This is a genomic window from Methanobacterium sp. (assembly GCF_038562635.1).
GTDB lineage: Archaea > Methanobacteriota > Methanobacteria > Methanobacteriales > Methanobacteriaceae > Methanobacterium_D.
Genome location: NZ_JBCFBO010000002.1, coordinates 76,886 through 94,794, shown reverse-complemented (window position 1 = coordinate 94,794; position 17,909 = coordinate 76,886). Strand labels below are relative to the sequence as shown.

The window sequence follows — 17,909 nt, the reverse complement described above, 5'->3', positions numbered from 1 at the left end:
CAAAAAACTTAGTTTTTTGAGTGTTTTATTTATTCTTTATAATCTACAATTTATGGCATCAACTTAAATAAATAAGTCAAATTTATAAATATTTTAATCACATAACCTCATTACTGTTTTTAAACAGTTATTTTATATAACGCCGCAGGCTACTGCTGGCAGCTCAATTAGTAAGTTGGAGTAACGATCTAATCTCCTAAAAAAAAGAAAAATTAATGAATTTAGATCTTAAATTGGAAAATATAAAAATAAAACTTTTTTTACAGAGCCACGCTTATTTATAATATTTACCTGTACATTCTTCAATAGTTATTTCAATTACGCCTGTACCCCTTATCACATTATCGGGCATTTTGGTCCCTTCTAAATGAGGAGTATATTTTTTCACAATCTTATTCAGTACTGCTTCTTTTAAATCAAAATTATCAATAATTGACGCGGTTCCCATGATAACAATGCTTTCATATTCTGTATTTACATCACATGGTTTTTCATCGAGAATAAAACCTTTCATGAAATAAGTTTCAAAGCACACTTTTTCATTGGCCTGAATATTGTTGATTTTCTGTCCTTTTGGCAGTCCATGGATGTAAATTTTACCTTCATGGTAAGTGAAATGTACAGGGACCACGTATGGATATCCATTTTCATTTATGGTTGCCAGGTTGCCCACTGGTTGTTTGGTTAAGAGTTTGGTTATTTCTTCTTCGCTCAACTGATGTTTTCTCATTCGATATTGCATAAATTATTTTCCTCCTGATTTTGGATAAATTTCTACAAGAAATAAAGTTTCAATTAACAGTTTAATATAATATTTGATTTAAATTTAACTAATACACATTTAAAATGATTTTTAATGATATTTTTTTCAATTATCACTATTTTTTTAAGGGAGATGTAGGGAGAGAGTTTATATAATTTTAAATTGACTAAAATACGTTTAAAAGGATTGTAGATGATATTTTTTTAAGGAGTACGTATAGGATTATTTTATTGGAATTTTAAGTTTAATTGAAATGAATTAAATTGGTTAATGATATTTTTAAATTGGAAATATAGAAATAGTTTATAATCTTTAAATTTAACTAAAATACTTAAAGTAATGATATTTGTATTTTTGAATTGTAAATATGGAACCTAATTAAGATTTACATTTAAACTACATTTAATAACTTAACATGTAATTTGGCGTTGAGAAAATGCAGGAACAGATAATTAAAATCTATGATAAACTTTATGACCTTTACGGCCCGCAGGGCTGGTGGCCATTAATAAATCACGATGGGACAAATCCAACAAAAACTGGAGCTATCAGGGGTTATCATCCTGAAAATTATGATTTGCCCGCGAAGCGGGATCAAATCTATGAGATAATCCTTGGTGCAATTTTGACGCAGAATACATCCTGGTTGTCTGCAGAAATGGCATTATTCAACCTCAATGAATTAAATGTAATTGACCCTGAAAAATTGTTAAAGTTAGATGTTGAAACCTTGAAATCAGCCATCCGCTGTGCAGGATTTTTAAACCAGAAGTCAGTTTACCTCAGGGAAATAACCAGATTTTTTATAGAAATCGATGGGAATGTCCCAACAAGAAAAGAATTACTGGCAGTTAAAGGTGTTGGTAATGAAACTGCCGATTCAATTCTTCTTTATGCTTATAAACAGCCCCAGTTCGTGGTTGATGCATATACAAAACGGATATTTTCTCATTTGGGAATTGTCAGTGAAGATATAAAATATATGGAACTTAAAGAACTGTTTGAATCAAACCTGCCTGAGGATGTGCCTCTTTATCAGGAATATCATGCTTTGATAGTGGAACATGCTAAAAGATATTACAGTAAAAAGCCTTATGGTGTAAATGACTCTTTAAAAGAGTTAATGAAGTATTAACTATCTGTTTCAAGTTATTTAAGTTGGATATGTGGTATAGCTGTCAAAAGAAGGACAAAATATTTTTTTGTAGTAACTGATAATTTCTAGAAATATGTGAAACATGTTAAAGTATGGTAAAAAGCATTATGGTGGGTGATCCGCTAGAAAAGTTAATGAAAGATTAGAATTTTTTGATTGCTTAAATTTTTATTAAACAAATGTTTTTAATTAAAAATTAAAAAATTAAACAGTTTAATTGATTTAAACTGTTTTTTTTTTCAGCTGAGTTAACCTGTAACCTGTTTTATACTTCCAGCACCGTTCAGCTGTTTAGTTACCTGTGGATTACCTATGTAAGATATCTGCCCTGCACCATTAACTACTGCATTTAATGAGTTAGATACTTTAACAGTTCCTCTTCCTGCACCGCTAATTGTTATGGTCGCTATTTTGCTGGTTAAATCACCTGCGTTATATTCCCCTGCTCCAGAGATGCTGATATCCTGATTGTTGGCAGTGCCTGACATGGTTAATTTGCCTGCTCCTGAAATTATGATTTTAAGGGCTTCAACGTTTAAATTGCTTAGGGTGCCTTCACCTGCCCCATTGATGTTTATAGTCAATGAATTGGTTTTTAAACCGTTGGACTGGATTTTCCCTCCTCCAGAATATGTGATGGAATTAAGGTCTTTTACTGTTAAATAATATTTAACTGGTTTGGTAGGTACTAAAGTATAGTTGCTGTGTCTGATGTTTAAAACATTGTTATTTACACTGGTTTTAATATTTGGCAGGATATTATCTTCTGCTTCAATAGTCAATGATTCTTTATTCCCTTGAGTTATAATTAAGGTACCTGAACCATCAACTGAAACCTGGTTAAAACCGCTTACATTTTGTGATTGGTTTACTACATTTCCAGACCCGGTTGTACCTTGCGTTGTACATCCAGATGCAGCAACAACTGCTAAAATAATTAAAGCTGCAAAGATATATTTTTTCAAATTATCCCCTCCCTATTTATAATTAATATTCTGGTCTTATTAACTTATTATTTCTTCGGATTTTTCATACTTGTCTTTAATTTGCATGTATCCTCTTCTGTTAAAACTGCAACCACGCATGCAAATAGTGCAGCCACTGCACAGATCTTTTATAACTTTTGTCCTTGTTATTCCAGTTTCAGAAGATTTTTCTTGAATAATTGCGTTTCCAGGACAGTTTTTAATACATTTACCACATTTTGCACAAAATTCAGGAATCCATGAGTGATCAACATCTGTATTTGCTTGTAAATTTTGAATACTGGTAAATATTGCAGACAACCGCTGTCTTGGACCAAACTCTGGTGTTATAAGCATTCCATGTGTTCCCCTATAACCTAAACCTGCTTTTTGGGCTAGATGTGGATACATTACAACTCCTCCTGCAGGATGGCTGGCATGGGCAGCAAATCCATTTTCTCTTAAAAATCCTGCAATTTGGTTGGTTTTTTTACCAAGCTCATCATAGGTTACATTACTCATTTCCTGAGTTTCAGGACTTGGGGCAGCATCTACAGCTTTTTTGTCCATTTCCATTATCAGGATAATTGCATTATCAAAAAGAATCGATTTATCTTTGAATATAAACGTGGAAGGGACTTTTATGTATCCTATATTGTCTATACCAATTGATCCCGCATAATTTTCAAATTTTTCAATAAAATCATGGCTGGCATTTATTTTTGGATTTTCTGGATTATTTTTAAGTGATTTAACTGTTAATTCCATATTTTTTGCTATTGAAAGCTGTCTTGGGAGCGTTTTTAGTGTTATTTTCAGTTTATCAGGCATCAACTTCTCTGGAGATGATGGTGATGCTGTTACGCATCCTCCTATTTCTTTAACACTATTTTCAAGATTATTGACTTTTTCAAGCCTGTAACCAGCATATTTGTCCTTTATTTTAGTTATTATGCTCATTTTATCACTTTTTCTCCAGGCTGTTTACAAAATAATCCAGATGTTTTTCAATCATTTCTTCTATTTTACCCGTATCTGAATTACCGCTTTTTAAAAGCAAATATTCCATAAATAAGGTGTATATTGAGTACTGAAACTCCATAGCTTTAACATCAGGATCTATTTCATTTATTACTCCTTTTTTGACCATAATTTCTAATACAGCCCTTGAAAAGGAGTATGGCTCATGAATCAGGCATTCCAGAACGATCATTCTGGCTCTTTTATCTCTAAACTGCTCGCTGGAGATAATCCTGAATATTTTTTCTATTACTGGATTTTTAAAAATACCCAGGGTAAGATCGGCCCTCTGACGGAAAATTTCTGGCGTAATTTTATCTATTTTGTCCAGATTCTGGGCTTCTGGAGGCCTCATTTTCATTAATTCTTTTTTAAAGTATTCGAAAATATTATCCATTATTTCATTCTTGCTTTTGTAGTGGCTGTAAAGAGATGCCTTTTTAATACCTACAGCTTCTGCTATTTCTCGCATGGATGTTGCATCAAACCCTTTTTGGGCAAATAAATTAATAGCAGATTCAAATATTCTTTCTTTTGTAGTTTTTTCTTCTAATTTATTTATATTGCCTTTATTTTCGGCCATTTTAATCATATCCTTTTTCTAATAATTGGTATAAACATAATTTATACGTCCGACCGGTAGGTAGTTTATGAATATGGTAATATATTTCATAGTATATAAAGCTACCTACCGATAGGTAGGGAAGGAACTTACTTTATTGTATACCTGCTAAAAGTGATTGTAATAAGGTAAATGCTAATAAAAAGTTACAAAAAAATAAATTATTCTAGATTTGCTAAAAAAACTATTAAATAAGCTTATTTATAAAAAAATAGCAGTTTTTAGGATTTAAATTTGGGAATAATGAAAATATAAAAAGTATTAAACTAATAATTAAAAATGGTGTATTAAAATGGAAAATGAAATTGGAGTAATTCATGTATCTATGGAGATAAATGCTGATTTTAAAGGGTTCACATGTACATTTGAACTATTACTCGGCAATTTAGATAGATCTGTATTTAATGAAACTGATCCTAGTATGATTGAAAGGTGCCTCAAGGAGATGGGTGGAGAAGAGGATTTAATGCTTTTTGAAGTTTTAGATCATGGAAACCTTTTGAACATAATTGGGTCTCCTAAAAACGCCAAGCAATACGTCCTGGGAAATCCTCTAATTGCAAGTGAGATGACACGTCATGATATTAGAGCAGGACTTTATGCACCCCTGAGAGTGCTTGTATACGAAACTGACGATCAGTTAACTCGAATAGATTTTGATCAGCCTTCATCCCTCTTTGGACAATTTAACAACCCCAATGTTACAACTGTTGCACAATCTCTTGATAAAAAATTGATAAATCTCATTCAAGAAGCAGAATCAATGGCTAAATACTTAAACGAATAATCATATTGAATTGAAATTAGTCCTAAAAGCAGGTTATAATTAAATAAAAGAGTTAATAATGATATTATAAACAGGGTAATGTAGTATATGATTGGAAAAGTCTATGCAAAATTAAAAAATAGATTTCACTGCCCTACAGGACAGCTTTTGGTACAGTTAAAACAGACATATTGAGAGCCTAAGGCTAATGCTTGATACAATCTCTTAAACTTCTCATCTTGAAGCATCTTCTTTTGATCATCAGTACTGCTTTCAGTAAATTTTGTCCAGAACCCTATACTACCATGAACTCCATATGGCCGGCTGTTAAAAGCGCATAAACCAACATTTGTTTTATCCTCTTCAGCTAAAGCATTAACTGGGCATTGATTTACGCATATATCACAGTTTATACAACTTTTCTCTTCAATAGGAATGTCTGATTCAATATCAAGATCTGTAATGATTGCTGTGAATACTACTTTTGAACCCATTTCTGGATGCAATATCAAATTATTTCTGCCGAAATTTCCTAAGCCTGCAGCCAGTGCAGCATGACGCAGCGAAACATATCCTGAAGGTAATCCTGTATTTTTATCTACATTTACAGGGCCTGCACCGGGTACGGCCATTACATGGGCTTTGAATTGTTTTTTTATGAAGCGAGCTAGTTTATATGTGCATGAATGCGAAAATTCTGTTACTATTTTAATACCAACCGAGGCAAACTGGTCATTATCGCTTTCACAGTTATCGATCTGTTGAAATGCTAAAACTATGATAGTTCTGGCTTCAGGAAAGAGTTCTTTTATAGGAATGGAGTTTGGACTCCTGTAATTTCGGACTGAAGCAAAACCTATATCATCTGCTCCCATATCTTTTGCATAGTCTTTAATTTTTTTCTTTATGTCTGCCCTGAAAGATTCTGTTTTTTCTTTCATATTTTTACTCCAAAAATTATTTTTATAAAATGTTCCAGTTTTAAACGTCTGGGTCCTGTTCAGCTATACAAATTCCACAAACAGCCCCTGGATTGTTTTTTTGACTTTCTTTTACAGGACAGTAGTATATTCCATCTTTTTGTTTGATTTCAAATCCCCCTGGAAATGGCATTCCTACAGGGTGAACTGGTTCGTCCATTACAAATGTTGTGTAAAGTGTAATGATTCGGTAAATTTTGAAAAAATGCATGTGCTGCCTGTGATCAAGTTCTGCCAACTTTTGCTGCTCTTTTAAGATTTTAATAGCTTCTTGAAGTTCATCAGCATTCACGAACCCTTCATATTGTTTATTGTTATCTTGTATCTTCTTGATGCGCATTAAGAATGATTGAATATACGCCTGGTCAAATTCTTCGCGGTAATTTTCCTGTACATAGGCAGATTCTTTTTTTAGATGGGTGAATGCGGCCATTATGTCAGTTATGTGTATAGTTCCTGCTTCGTTTTTCAAAGCATCTAATAATGTCTGTCTTGGAACATTTTTTGAAAGATTGATATCTTTAATTAACATATGGGCACCTTATTAACTTTAAAAGCTATAAATATGCTTTTTATTGATATATGCTCTTTAAAAGTCATTTGTTTTCTATTTTGACCTTTAAAATATATTTTTATTTTTTATATTTTTGACTCTATACAAATTATTTGTATACAAATAATATTTCAAAAAAGTATATAAATTTTTTGTTAATCTATAATTTATCTAAAACTTTAAGAAGCGTCCTGAATTCTTCATCTGGAACCTTATCTCTGAATTCGCGGTCAAGATCCTGGGCAATTTCTATCATTTGAGGTCTAATTTCCCTTGATTCATTGGTTAAACACACTAAAATTGACCTGCGGTCATCTGGATCTTCTTTTCTCTTTATAAATCCCCTTTTTTCCATCCGGTCAAGTATTCCAGTAAGGGTAGAACCGTCCATATCTAACCTACGTGCCAGGTCTTTAAATTTTATTTCGTCTTTATCCCATAACGCACTGAGCACATAGAATTGAACTGGAGTAATGTTAAAAGGCGCTAATTTGCTTTCATAGTACCGATGTATCTTACGCCTCACTTTGTTAAGTTTAAAGCAGATGTACTTTTCAGGTCCTTCTATATTTTCCATGATTTCGGCCTCTTTAAAACATCAAATTAATCAATTGTTGTTGTTTAAATTTATTATAATTTTTATAGCACATAATTGTTAGTTTGAGTTGTAGATTCATAATACTTGAATTAAAGTAGGGGTATTGTAAACTATAACTCATGGATTTTAAAGACTTTAGTAATATATTAAAACTTTCCGTTTAAATACGTGCTATATCACTGCAGTAATGTTCCAGTAAGACTACAGCTTCAGTAATAGTACTTAAATCCATTTTTACTTTTGAGTTAGCAATAAAATTAGATATTTCTCTAGTATTCATCACAGTATAAGTTCTCGGCATCTTTCGAACTGTAAAATTATTATTGGGGAATGCAACAATTGAATTAAGCATTATGTAATCAATATTTAAATTTTTAGAATCTAAAAACCTTTTTAATTCTATTGCATTCAGCTTAACCTGCTGAGGATTAAGGATAGCTTTTGAGACTATTTTACCAATGTCATCTATCCATTTATTTTCGTTGATGACATAATGGCCGCGGAGATTATTGATATGGATTAAAAAGATACCTGTTGGTCCAATTACCACATGATTAATTTTTATTTTTTTACCCTGGATTTTCAGGTTATTTAAAATAAAATAGCCTTCAGGTAGATTCTTAAAATAATTTGCAGTTGAATTTTTTTTTACGGTTCTTCTCCTCTGATTTGCATTATTAACGCGTGCTTTCATTATTTTTCCATTTCTTTTACCATATAAATAAGTAAGAACGCCTGCAGCCATAATAAAAACAGCTGTAATATAAAAAAATATTATCTGCAGAGATAAATTCAATAAATTGTTTGGATTTTTAAAATTATTTGTACTTTGAGATATCAAAAAAATGGGAGATACATAAGCTAATATGAATACAAATAACCCTATGATTGCAATTATAAAACCTGCAGTGGTAATTTTGGCATATTTTGAATGAGTATTGAAATTTTCTTCATCTTCATAAGCATTAGGGTTAATATTTTCATTGTTATAGTAATCATCGAAGTTTTCATAGTACTCCAATTGCAAACCACATTTTTCACAGGTTTTTAAAGCCTCAGGATCAAAATCTGGTTCTATTTCATAATAAATTTCACACTCATTGCAGATTAAATAAGGCATTTTTAGCACCTGTAAATGCTGTTATTTGTTAATTCATTTAAAATGTACAGATTTCATTTTGAAATTTTTTTATATTAGTTGATACATATTATTAATAAATAATACAAACATTTATAAATATTTTACCAATTAGGGACTTATATGGATACTGAAATACAATTTTCAGTTATAATATAAAAAAGTGGTAGGATTATTAAAATTAGCGCGGCATTATCTATTTTAATTCAATTTTAATTATTCATTCTCAAAAACAATATCTGTAATATAAGAAACTCCAATAACCGCCTGCTTAATTTTTGTATTGTCCAGCAGATGGCGCATATCTATAAATTTGCCGTTGCTTATGATATTTTTAATTGTTTTATCCAAATTGCATGTTTTTTTAAGGGGGATATGTTTAAAAATAACCGCATGGTTATGTAAGATCAGTTCACTATCTCTTATATTTGCAGGATTTAAATAGAACAAAGTGTGTAAAGCTTCTTTTTTTATGGTTGATATGCTTCCACTAAGATCCATACCCACGCCGAAGCTTACCATTGTTTCCCCATGATATTGGGGCTTACTGTTTATATCCATCCAGTCTTTAAAGTTATCTTTGTGTGTTATCATCTGGTGATTTTCAGGTGCAAATTTTTTAACAGGTGCAATTTTAACCCCTGAGCTGTAAAATTCATCTAAATCTGCCTGCATGGCTATACTTATAACTCCACTGAAATTGGGATGAGTTTGACGTGCAATATTAAATACAGCAGCATAAATGGCGCTTATAGTGAAGCTTTCTCCATTTTTAGCTTTTACAATCATTATATCATTAAAATCTCCTTCTAATGATGCATTAAACCCTGTATGGATAGTTACATTTCCAGTATCTTTATACGGAGTTAAAAAGTCAGGGGTATCATGCCCGTCTGTTGGGAGCCAGACCATGGTCCCGCTTAGGGTAATCATTTCGCCGAGAATTTGCATGTATTCGTTTACATCATCTCCTAACGCACCAAGACCGATGGAATATTCAGTTTCTGAAAATTTTTTAGAATAAATATCTTTTTGTTCTAATTGGGCAAACAAAACCTTAGATATGTCTCCAACAGCCTTCAAAATGGCAGATTTCTGTGATGATTTATAAACGGTTATTTCAATATTATTTTTAGTATAAGATAATGCATCCTTCCAGTTTATTTTTGTTTTATATAGTTTCTCTGTAATGTGAAATATTGCTTTTTCTTTTCCAGAATGAATTAAAAATACATTATCTAACCCTGTCATTTCCAGTACTTCTGATGGGTATTGATTTACATGGCATAAATGGAGATCTCCACCTCTTTTTTTGAGCTTTTTATTTAGTTGAAGAAGGATCCTGATGCCAGCACTGCTTAAATAATAGACATCATTCATGTCTACAATTATATGGGTATCATTCTTTTTAATGACGCTATTAAATGCATCACCTAATTCCAACGCCCCAAATGTATCTAACCTTCCTTTAACGGAGATTTGCAGGATATCATTGGTTCTTTTGGTATTTATGTCCATATAATCACTTAAAAGAGAATTATTTTTATATGTTTATATATTAGATTTTATAACTGGAATCAAAACTACTTATCGGTAAGTAAGTTGTTAACACAACATGATTACAGTGATTTAGGTTTAATTTTCCCTAATTTTAAAGGCTCAACAATGGCTGCCCCTACCAGTAATCCCAGTGAAATAGCAACAACGGTCATTACAACTGCTGTAAGGTTGTTAACAGCTGAAAAGTAATTTTGACCGATCAGTGATGCTATACTGATAAAACCTATAGATCCAGGCACTAAAATCCAGAAAGCAGGTAGTATCGATACAAAGCTGGGAGTTCTAATTGGCGAACGCCCTATTAGAGTCCCGCTGATTGTCATAAGAAGTGAACCTAAGAACGCCCCTGAAAATCCGCCAATAAAATAGTTTCCAAACTGCTGTCCAAAGAAAGCTATGTAAAGGACCAGCAGTATCCACGGCAGGTCTCTATTACGTATGGACATGAAAAAATACATTCCAACGGCAAAAATAAAGACTCCAAAGAAGGATATCCACCCCTGACATATGTTGAATGGGACAGTGGCTATAACTTCTTCTTGAGGCAAGCCTATTATCTGCATTCCCATTAAAACTCCAAAAAGAAGCAGGAATAGAACTGCCACTCCATAAATAACTCTGCTTGAGCCGGAGATTATATTTCCTGATGCGAGTTCAAACATTCCTGTTGTAAATGTAGCTCCTGGTAAAAAGTAGGCCAGAGCTGGGATCAGCACTGCGATAGATCCTACTATTAATCCCTGCTTAATTCCCCAGAATATAAAAATTGAAACAAGCAGCGCAGCAACTACTGGTAATATAAGTCCTAAACGCGGGCGGTTTTTACCTAAAATCAGTAGGAGACCAACAATTGCTCCTGCCCCTCCCGATGCAATTAACTGCTGGAGGGTAGGTTGTAAAAGCATTCCTAGACCTATGGCAAACAGGATATAACCAATTAGTATGCCTACCTGGCCAAAACGGTGTTTTTGTGAAAGTATCTCTTTAACACGTTTTTTTCCATCACCTGGAGATATTTCAGCTTTTTCGGCCTTGTATATCAGTTCATAAAGTTCTGAAACCTGGTGTAGTGGTAATGAACCGGGCAACTGGTTAGCTGCAGTTATGGGGGCTGATTCTTCATCACCTAATTTTATAATTAAAAGGGTAGGAAAAACAATTATTTCAGCTTTAAGATTATATGCTTCTGTAATATCTTCTAAAATTGACTGCACAGCTGTTACTGAAATCCCAGCTGATATTAAAGCTTTACCGAGCTCAGTTAAAAATTCAAACATTCCATGTATGGATCTGCCGTCTTTGGTGCCCACAGCATTTTTAACTGATTTTAATTCGTTATTTTCACCCATTATAAAACCGTTTAACTTTTAAACCCTTTTTATTTGATTTTCGTTTAAAACATATTATTTAAGTAATATTAAAATTATTTGTAACTTACTTTATTGATTTGGGGTAATTTAGTTGTATTGATTTATCAAATATTTTTAAAGAACTAGTTATGCAAAATTATTATATCTTATTATATTCCCAATGCAATATTCATAAATAATAGAAACTTATAAATATTTTTAAGTAGTGAATAATTTAATTTATTTGACTGATAAATTAGGCCGAATTAATCACTTAATTGAAATTTAAGGTATATAAAGCTATTTTAAAAATTAAATGGTTTAATACATATAGTTATTCACTATAATTAACGATAACAGTGGTTAAAATGCAATTTCCAATTACAAGAATGCGAAGACTGAGAAAAACGCCTCAGATAAGGAATATTTTAAGTGAGACAAAACTGAACCCTGAAGATTTTATTTATCCAATGTATTTTAAAGAAGATTTAAAAGATAACGAAAAAGAGCACATCGACACCATGCCTGGTCAGTATAGATATTCACTGGATGCAGGTATTGAAGAGGCAAAAAAGCTGGAAGAACTGGGTTTATCATCAGTTCTTATCTTTGGAATACCTGAAAAAAAGGATGATAAAGGGTCATCAGCTTACGAGAAAGGTGGAATTGTTCAAAGGGCAGTCCGCAGGTTAAAGGAAGAGACAGATTTAATAGTTATAACTGATGTATGCATGTGCCAGTACACTTCCCATGGGCACTGTGGAATAATCCTGAAGGATGAAATAGTAAACGATGAGACCCTTGAATATTTATCTAAAATTGCTTTAAGCCATGCTGAAGCCGGTGCTGACATGGTAGCCCCTTCTGATATGATGGACGGCAGGGTCGATGCTATACGGGAGACTCTTGATGCAAACGGCTATGAGGATACACTTATAATGTCTTACGCTGCAAAATATGCTTCAGCATTTTATGCACCGTTTAGGGAAGCTGTAAGTTCTGCACCATCTTTTGGTGATAGAAAAACTTATCAGATGAACCCTGCAAATGTTGATGAGGCTTTAAGAGAAGCAGAACTTGATATGGTGGAAGGTGCAGATATATTAATGGTTAAACCTGCTATAGCGTATCTTGATGTAATAAAAACAATTAAAGAAGAGTTTAAAATGCCGACTGCTGCTTACCAGGTAAGCGGTGAATATTCCATGATTAAAGCAGGTATGGAAGCAGGATATATTACTGAAGAGATTATATATGAATCATTACTATCTATTAAACGTGCAGGAGCAGATCTTATCATTTCTCATTTTGCACCTGACTTTTTAAAGGGTAAAATATAAAAAAGTAGAATAATAAACAAAGATAATTGAGGAGTTAACATGGATCCAGAGTTAATCGGAAAAATAGCACAGATTGCATCAGTTCTTGAAGTCAGCGGCCATCCAAAACCCGGAAATGTTCACCGTACACAGGACTTTGATGATATGGTCTTTGAAGATTTCCTGATAAGCGGCGTAGTTATTGGGAGTTTAATGAAAAAGGCCGCTGAAATTGGAAATAGATGTCAAAATGATGATTCTTTACATAAAATTAAATTGGGGAAAATTATAAAGGAAGCTGTAATTGAAACTGATCGCTGGATTGGGAACAATACCAATTTGGGGATAGTTCTACTTTTAACTCCATTATCTGCATCTGCAGGGATGAGTAATGACTTAAATGATTTAAGAAAAAATGTGGGAAGAATAATGGAAGCAACAACTTCCCAGGACGCTATAAATTTATATGATGCCATAAATCTTGCAGATGCAGGTGGAATGGGCGAACAGGAAGAACTGGATGTTGCAGATGCAGAAGCACGTGATAAGATTATAGATGAGGATATAAGCATGTACAAAGTGCTTCAAATGTCATCTAAATGGGATTTATTATCCTATGAACTTACAAATAGGATGCCTGTGACATTTGGAATTGGTTTTCCTACATTTAGAACCACTAAAATGGAGTATGGGATAAATAAAGCAACAGTTCAGACATTCCTTACTATTTTGTCCAAAAAACCAGATACCTTAATCTCAAGAAAATACGGCGACGATATGGCAAAATTAGTGTCTGCAGATGCAGATTCAGTACTTCAAAGCGGGGGGATATTGAATCCTCAAGGGGAACTCTTACTTCGGGAATTAGATAAGCAACTTATGAGAAATAAGCTTAATCCTGGAACCACTGCAGATATAACTGCTGCTTCTATAATGGTTGCATATCTTGATGAATTTGGATTCTAGCAAATCCTCATTTTTCATTTAAAGTTTTAGAAAATATTTAACAGATTTAATCTAGAAATTAAGTGATAACGATTATGTTACTTCAGAAGTAGCTGACTAACAAATTATTGTTTTCATGTGAAGTTTGTTGGAAAATGTTTTAACACATTTAACATAAAAATAAGTGGTGAAGATTATATTGCCTCAAGAAGTAGCTGACTAACAAATTGGTATTTTCATATTAAGTTTGTTAGAAAATGTTAACACATTTAATCCATAAAAATTAGATGGTAAAAATTATACTACCGTGGGTAGCTGATTATTTTAAATAAGGAGTAAATAGCATGCTTCAAAATATCATTGATGAATTACATATATATGAAAAAAAGGTTTTAAATGGATTAGGATCATTAAATTATGAATCAACACCTGAAAAGATAGCTGAAACTCAAGATCTAAATATTAAATCTGTAATGAGTGCAGCAGGTTCTTTAGAATCCAAAGGACTTATAGAAGTACAGAAAGATGTTGATGAAATAATCAGTTTAAGTGACACAGGAAAAGAATACGCTGAAGAAGGTTTACCTGAGCGAAAAATATTGAGGGTCTTAAACGATGAAGAAGCTATTCCTATGAAGGATATAGGCAGTAAGGCTGATCTAGATTCTTCTGAAGTTAAAGTAGCTATAGGATGGCTGCGTAAAAAGAAATGGGCCGTAATTGATAAAGGAACCGTAAAAATAACAGAAGAAGGAAAAGAAGCGGTATCTAAAGAATATACCGATGAAATGTTGTTGGATAAACTTCTAGATGCAAACAAAATGCTTCTTTTCAACCCTACTCAGTTAATTAAGGAAGGGTTCGACCTTTTAAGGAAAAGAAAAGGAATAATACATGTAAAAAAAGAGCCCAAGTACAACCTAAAAGTAACAGAAAAAGGAAAAGAACTCCTTGATATTGGAATAGAAATCAGGGAAGAAGCAACTCAGTTAACTCATGAACAGTTAAAGACAGGGTCATGGAAAAGCTTGAAATTTAGGGGCTATGATGTCCATGCTGAATATCCTGATTTTTTCCCTGGAAAAATGCATCCTTTGCAGAGAACAATTGAAGATATAAGACAGATATTCCTTAAAATGGGATTTACAGAATCTAAGGGATCAATTTTAGAATCAGCATTTTGGAACTTTGACTGCTTGTTTCAGCCTCAAGATCACGCAGCACGTGAAATGCAGGACACTTTTTATATCAAAGAACCGAAAACTGTAAATCTTCCCTCAAATGAACTTGTAGAAAATGTTCGCAGGGCTCATGAAAATGGTGGAATGACCGGTTCTGAGGGATGGGGTTATTCATGGGATGTTGATGTCGCAAAACAGTCAGTGCTCAGGACCCATACAACATGTTTATCTACAAGATATTTAGCAGAACACCAACCCCCTCTCAAGATGTTTTCAGTTGGAAGGGTCTTTAGAAGAGAAACTATAACCTATAAACATCTTCCTGAGTTTCACCAGGTTGAAGGAATTGTAGCTGCAGAAGATCTTACCTTTAAAAACTTACTTGGTTATTTAAAGGAATTTTACCGTAAATTAGGATTTAAAGCCAGGTTCAGGCCGGCATATTTCCCTTACACATATCTATCGGTTGAGTCTGAGATTTACCTTCCAGATAAAAAGACATGGATAGAACTGGGAGGATCGGGAATGTTCCGTCCAGAAGTTTTAGAACCTCTGGGAGTTGAAACACCTGTTGCAGCATTTGGTATTGGGATCGAAAGGCTTGCAATGTTAAGACTTGGTATTAAAGATATAAGAATGCTTTATAAGAGTGATATTGGCTGGTTAAGAGATTTACCAGTTATACTGGATTAAGTTTTGACTTTTTCCAGTTATTATCCTATTTTTAGTAATTGCAAAATTTAAAGATAAGTTCTAATTAATAATAAAAGGTAAAAATAACTTTTTAAATGTTTTTTTAATGCTAAAACTAAATCTGCTATTTTTTAAGGATTGGTATTTAAATCAGTTCTAATTAATAATAAAAGGTAAAAATAACTTTTTAAATGTTTTTTCAATGCTAAAACTAAATCTGCTATTTTTTAAGGATCTACATTTAAAAAATCAGTTTTAATTAATAATAAACATAAAACAACTTTTCAAGTACTAATTGTAGAGTAAATTCACTATTCTTTATGAGATCGGTATTTATATATTATAAATAGTGTTGCAGCTCCTAGAACAGCACCTACTGCATTTGGAACTATGATAAATGAATTGTTTATTCCAAAACCGTAGGTGACCCAGAATATGCCATTTATTATCATCATCCCATATATGATTGGAGAAACTCCATGAGATGTTTTATCTTTTATAATATCTCTAATCTGGTCAACTGGGCTTATAAACATTATTATGGTTGTAATGCTTGCAATTAGTCCTATTGTTTCTATGTCCATTTCTTTAAACTCTTATTTTTTAGTTATTTTTAATTTAAGCTTTAAGAGGGGGTATTTATATTAAATACTTAAAAAGCATAATCTAATAGAAGCCGATTTGATCAATTGAAAATAAGTTTAAATTAATAAAAATAAGTTTTGATCTCCAAAAAAATGAGGAAAGGTTTAGCTTTGTAAAAGCGCTTTTCTCAGTTCTCTTACAGACTCTGTAATTAAATCAACCCTTTCTACATTAATATTTTTATTTTGCAGATAATCTGCAAGTTGTACTGGTGTTATAGTTTCTTCTACATCCAAAAGGAGAGCATCTGCTTCCTGTGATATTGTATATGCACCATAGTCAGCAAGGGCATTAGCTGCAGCTTCTAAATCATTTGTTTTCACACGATATGACCGCACTTTTTTCTCAATATTTGCAACATCTATATTTATTCTTTGAAGATAGATAAGAATATGTTTTCCGAGTGTTTCTTCCATAATATCTAAATCTATACTCTCTTTTTTTCTGTTTATACGGACTGACTGTGCAATTTGAGCTAAATCTCTTGCATGAGCGAAACTTGGCATTAAGCCTTCTCCACCTTCAGAAATAGGAGTATAAACTTTTAAAAACCTTTCTACGGCTTCTTCACTGCATGTTTCTTCTAAATCATCTATATTCTTCCTGAAAACCTTGGCTAACTCATCAAGAGGGGGATTTGAAAGTAAAATATGTAGAGGGGCCCTTCTTAAGTGAGCTTCATCCATTATACTTATATCCAGGTTAGTGGAAAAAGCAGGTATAAAATGACTGTGTACAACTACTGGAACTCCCCTTACATAAATAACATCTTTTTTATTTTCCATAGGCACGATAAGCCTGTTTAAAATGAGTTCATGGTCATCGCGCTGTCTTCCAAGGTCGTCTATTAAAAGTACTCCTCCGTTTGCTTTTATTATCGGTGAAGTTTCATAGACTCCTTTATCTGGGTTGTAGTTAGTTTCAAGTTTGTTTAAGCTAAGTTCAGCCCCAGTAAGTACGAATGGCGCGCGAATTTTAACCCATCTTGGATCTTCTGGCTGTTCGGGAGTTGCTTTATGGAAATCTGGATCGTAAAATTGGACTACTGCCCCGCCAAATTCTATGAACTTTGGAACCACGAGTGGGGGGAGAAGGTCTGACATTTTACTTACTGTAAATGTTTTCCCTGTTCCTGGAGGTCCGTAGACAAAAATACCTTTACCAATAGTACAGGATTCTAACAGTACTCTTTTAGCGTGTTCTACACCTACAACATCTGCAAAAGTTTCTTCAATGACTTCTTCAGGTATTATTATGGGGTGGCGCCCTTTTAATTGAGCTTCCATCATACTGTAATAATCATCGTATGAAACAGGTGCCATGCCGATGTATGGGTTTTCCTCTAGTGCCCTTCTGGCTTTTTCATGTCCTTTTTTTGTCACAGTGTATTCAACACTTGAAAACAGGAACCCTCCACCTGTAGGTGCACAGAATCCATCTTCTTCTAGATTTCTGAGATTTTTTTCCAAAATGTCCCAGTGAATTCCGGTTATTTCATTCATTCTGCTGGTTTTAATAGTTCCATAACTTGATATGATCTTTAAAATTAAATTTTTAACAAAGCCTTCTGAGAGTTTAAGGTCTTCAATACATTTTGGTTGTTTAAGAACCTCAAATATCTGTTCCATTAAATCATCATGATAATAATTCATTGAA

At 32.9% G+C, this 17,909-nt stretch carries 17 protein-coding genes; 5 read left to right on the top strand and 12 right to left on the bottom strand.

Features of this window, described 5'->3' with window-relative positions:
* Window positions 1–274 precede the first annotated feature (274 nt).
* Complete coding sequence (locus AAGU07_RS12545) at window positions 275–742, bottom strand: pyridoxamine 5'-phosphate oxidase family protein (RefSeq protein WP_342459452.1); 468 nt, start codon at window positions 740–742, stop codon at window positions 275–277.
* A gap of 457 nt (window positions 743–1,199) precedes the next feature.
* Between AAGU07_RS12545 and AAGU07_RS12540 the strand changes: the two genes are divergently transcribed.
* Window positions 1,200–1,898: an endonuclease III domain-containing protein gene (locus tag AAGU07_RS12540; RefSeq protein ID WP_342459451.1), complete on the top strand. Its 699-nt coding sequence runs from the start codon at window positions 1,200–1,202 to the stop codon at window positions 1,896–1,898.
* A gap of 269 nt (window positions 1,899–2,167) precedes the next feature.
* Here AAGU07_RS12540 and AAGU07_RS12535 read toward each other — a convergent pair whose 3' ends face one another.
* From AAGU07_RS12535 to AAGU07_RS12525, 3 genes are read right to left on the bottom strand one after another with little or no spacing between them, the layout of a single operon-like run.
* Complete coding sequence (locus AAGU07_RS12535) at window positions 2,168–2,884, bottom strand: head GIN domain-containing protein (protein WP_342459450.1); 717 nt, start codon at window positions 2,882–2,884, stop codon at window positions 2,168–2,170.
* 39 nt (window positions 2,885–2,923) lie between these two features.
* Complete coding sequence (locus tag AAGU07_RS12530; protein WP_342459449.1) at window positions 2,924–3,844, bottom strand: 4Fe-4S dicluster domain-containing protein; 921 nt, start codon at window positions 3,842–3,844, stop codon at window positions 2,924–2,926.
* 4 nt (window positions 3,845–3,848) lie between these two features.
* A complete protein-coding gene (locus tag AAGU07_RS12525) occupies window positions 3,849–4,487 on the bottom strand; it encodes a TetR/AcrR family transcriptional regulator (protein ID WP_342459448.1) in 639 nt (212 codons plus the stop codon).
* Between the two features lie 364 nt (window positions 4,488–4,851).
* On the opposite strand from AAGU07_RS12525, the gene AAGU07_RS12520 reads away from it, so the two are divergent.
* Complete coding sequence (locus tag AAGU07_RS12520) at window positions 4,852–5,313, top strand: DUF302 domain-containing protein (protein ID WP_342459447.1); 462 nt, start codon at window positions 4,852–4,854, stop codon at window positions 5,311–5,313.
* A gap of 125 nt (window positions 5,314–5,438) precedes the next feature.
* Here the strand turns inward: AAGU07_RS12520 and AAGU07_RS12515 are convergent, their stop codons facing one another.
* The 6 genes from AAGU07_RS12515 to AAGU07_RS12490 all read right to left on the bottom strand — a co-directional run bounded on the left by AAGU07_RS12515 (window position 5,439) and on the right by AAGU07_RS12490 (window position 11,470).
* On the bottom strand, window positions 5,439–6,233 hold the full coding sequence (locus tag AAGU07_RS12515; protein WP_342459446.1) for a 4Fe-4S binding protein: 795 nt from the start codon (window positions 6,231–6,233) through the stop codon (window positions 5,439–5,441).
* Between the two features lie 40 nt (window positions 6,234–6,273).
* On the bottom strand, window positions 6,274–6,804 hold the full coding sequence (locus AAGU07_RS12510; protein WP_342459445.1) for a DUF2115 domain-containing protein: 531 nt from the start codon (window positions 6,802–6,804) through the stop codon (window positions 6,274–6,276).
* A gap of 181 nt (window positions 6,805–6,985) precedes the next feature.
* Entirely contained in the window at window positions 6,986–7,402 is a 417-nt protein-coding gene (locus tag AAGU07_RS12505; RefSeq protein ID WP_342459444.1) for a MarR family transcriptional regulator, read from the bottom strand.
* Between the two features lie 181 nt (window positions 7,403–7,583).
* Window positions 7,584–8,543 carry a nuclease-related domain-containing protein gene (locus tag AAGU07_RS12500; RefSeq protein WP_342459443.1) on the bottom strand — a complete coding sequence of 320 codons (960 nt, stop codon included), beginning with the start codon at window positions 8,541–8,543 and terminating at the stop codon, window positions 7,584–7,586.
* 234 nt (window positions 8,544–8,777) lie between these two features.
* Window positions 8,778–10,079 carry an STAS domain-containing protein gene (locus tag AAGU07_RS12495; protein WP_342459442.1) on the bottom strand — a complete coding sequence of 434 codons (1,302 nt, stop codon included), beginning with the start codon at window positions 10,077–10,079 and terminating at the stop codon, window positions 8,778–8,780.
* A gap of 101 nt (window positions 10,080–10,180) precedes the next feature.
* A complete protein-coding gene (locus AAGU07_RS12490) occupies window positions 10,181–11,470 on the bottom strand; it encodes a threonine/serine exporter family protein (RefSeq protein WP_342459441.1) in 1,290 nt (429 codons plus the stop codon).
* A 368-nt stretch (window positions 11,471–11,838) separates the two neighbouring features.
* Between AAGU07_RS12490 and hemB the strand changes: the two genes are divergently transcribed.
* The 3 genes from hemB to AAGU07_RS12475 all read left to right on the top strand — a co-directional run bounded on the left by hemB (window position 11,839) and on the right by AAGU07_RS12475 (window position 15,608).
* Entirely contained in the window at window positions 11,839–12,810 is a 972-nt protein-coding gene (gene hemB / locus AAGU07_RS12485) for a porphobilinogen synthase (protein ID WP_342459440.1), read from the top strand.
* Window positions 12,811–12,849: 39 nt separating this feature from the next.
* The gene (locus AAGU07_RS12480) at window positions 12,850–13,755 is read left to right on the top strand and encodes a triphosphoribosyl-dephospho-CoA synthase (RefSeq protein WP_342459439.1); all 906 of its coding nucleotides are present in this window, start codon (window positions 12,850–12,852) and stop codon (window positions 13,753–13,755) included.
* A 323-nt stretch (window positions 13,756–14,078) separates the two neighbouring features.
* A complete protein-coding gene (locus AAGU07_RS12475) occupies window positions 14,079–15,608 on the top strand; it encodes a phenylalanine--tRNA ligase subunit alpha (RefSeq protein WP_342459438.1) in 1,530 nt (509 codons plus the stop codon).
* A gap of 311 nt (window positions 15,609–15,919) precedes the next feature.
* On the opposite strand, the gene AAGU07_RS12470 is transcribed toward AAGU07_RS12475, so the two are convergent.
* Entirely contained in the window at window positions 15,920–16,192 is a 273-nt protein-coding gene (locus tag AAGU07_RS12470) for a SemiSWEET family transporter (RefSeq protein WP_342459437.1), read from the bottom strand.
* A 165-nt stretch (window positions 16,193–16,357) separates the two neighbouring features.
* The gene (locus tag AAGU07_RS12465) at window positions 16,358–17,905 is read right to left on the bottom strand and encodes an ATP-binding protein (protein WP_342459436.1); all 1,548 of its coding nucleotides are present in this window, start codon (window positions 17,903–17,905) and stop codon (window positions 16,358–16,360) included.
* Between the last annotated feature and the right edge of the window lie 4 nt (window positions 17,906–17,909).

Excerpts from the sequence above, each read along its gene's own strand:
- AAGU07_RS12545 (WP_342459452.1), bottom strand. The coding sequence starts at position 742 with ATGCAATATCGAATGAGAAAACATCAGTTGAGCGAAGAAGAAATAACC.
- AAGU07_RS12540 (WP_342459451.1), top strand. The coding sequence starts at position 1,200 with ATGCAGGAACAGATAATTAAAATCTATGATAAACTTTATGACCTTTAC.
- AAGU07_RS12530 (WP_342459449.1), bottom strand. The coding sequence starts at position 3,844 with ATGAGCATAATAACTAAAATAAAGGACAAATATGCTGGTTACAGGCTT.
- AAGU07_RS12525 (WP_342459448.1), bottom strand. The coding sequence starts at position 4,487 with ATGGCCGAAAATAAAGGCAATATAAATAAATTAGAAGAAAAAACTACA.
- AAGU07_RS12520 (WP_342459447.1), top strand. The coding sequence starts at position 4,852 with ATGGAGATAAATGCTGATTTTAAAGGGTTCACATGTACATTTGAACTA.
- AAGU07_RS12515 (WP_342459446.1), bottom strand. The coding sequence starts at position 6,233 with ATGAAAGAAAAAACAGAATCTTTCAGGGCAGACATAAAGAAAAAAATT.
- AAGU07_RS12510 (WP_342459445.1), bottom strand. The coding sequence starts at position 6,804 with ATGTTAATTAAAGATATCAATCTTTCAAAAAATGTTCCAAGACAGACA.
- AAGU07_RS12505 (WP_342459444.1), bottom strand. The coding sequence starts at position 7,402 with ATGGAAAATATAGAAGGACCTGAAAAGTACATCTGCTTTAAACTTAAC.
- AAGU07_RS12500 (WP_342459443.1), bottom strand. The coding sequence starts at position 8,543 with ATGCCTTATTTAATCTGCAATGAGTGTGAAATTTATTATGAAATAGAA.
- AAGU07_RS12495 (WP_342459442.1), bottom strand. The coding sequence starts at position 10,079 with ATGGACATAAATACCAAAAGAACCAATGATATCCTGCAAATCTCCGTT.
- AAGU07_RS12490 (WP_342459441.1), bottom strand. The coding sequence starts at position 11,470 with ATGGGTGAAAATAACGAATTAAAATCAGTTAAAAATGCTGTGGGCACC.
- hemB (WP_342459440.1), top strand. The coding sequence starts at position 11,839 with ATGCAATTTCCAATTACAAGAATGCGAAGACTGAGAAAAACGCCTCAG.
- AAGU07_RS12480 (WP_342459439.1), top strand. The coding sequence starts at position 12,850 with ATGGATCCAGAGTTAATCGGAAAAATAGCACAGATTGCATCAGTTCTT.
- AAGU07_RS12475 (WP_342459438.1), top strand. The coding sequence starts at position 14,079 with ATGCTTCAAAATATCATTGATGAATTACATATATATGAAAAAAAGGTT.
- AAGU07_RS12470 (WP_342459437.1), bottom strand. The coding sequence starts at position 16,192 with ATGGACATAGAAACAATAGGACTAATTGCAAGCATTACAACCATAATA.
- AAGU07_RS12465 (WP_342459436.1), bottom strand. The coding sequence starts at position 17,905 with ATGAATTATTATCATGATGATTTAATGGAACAGATATTTGAGGTTCTT.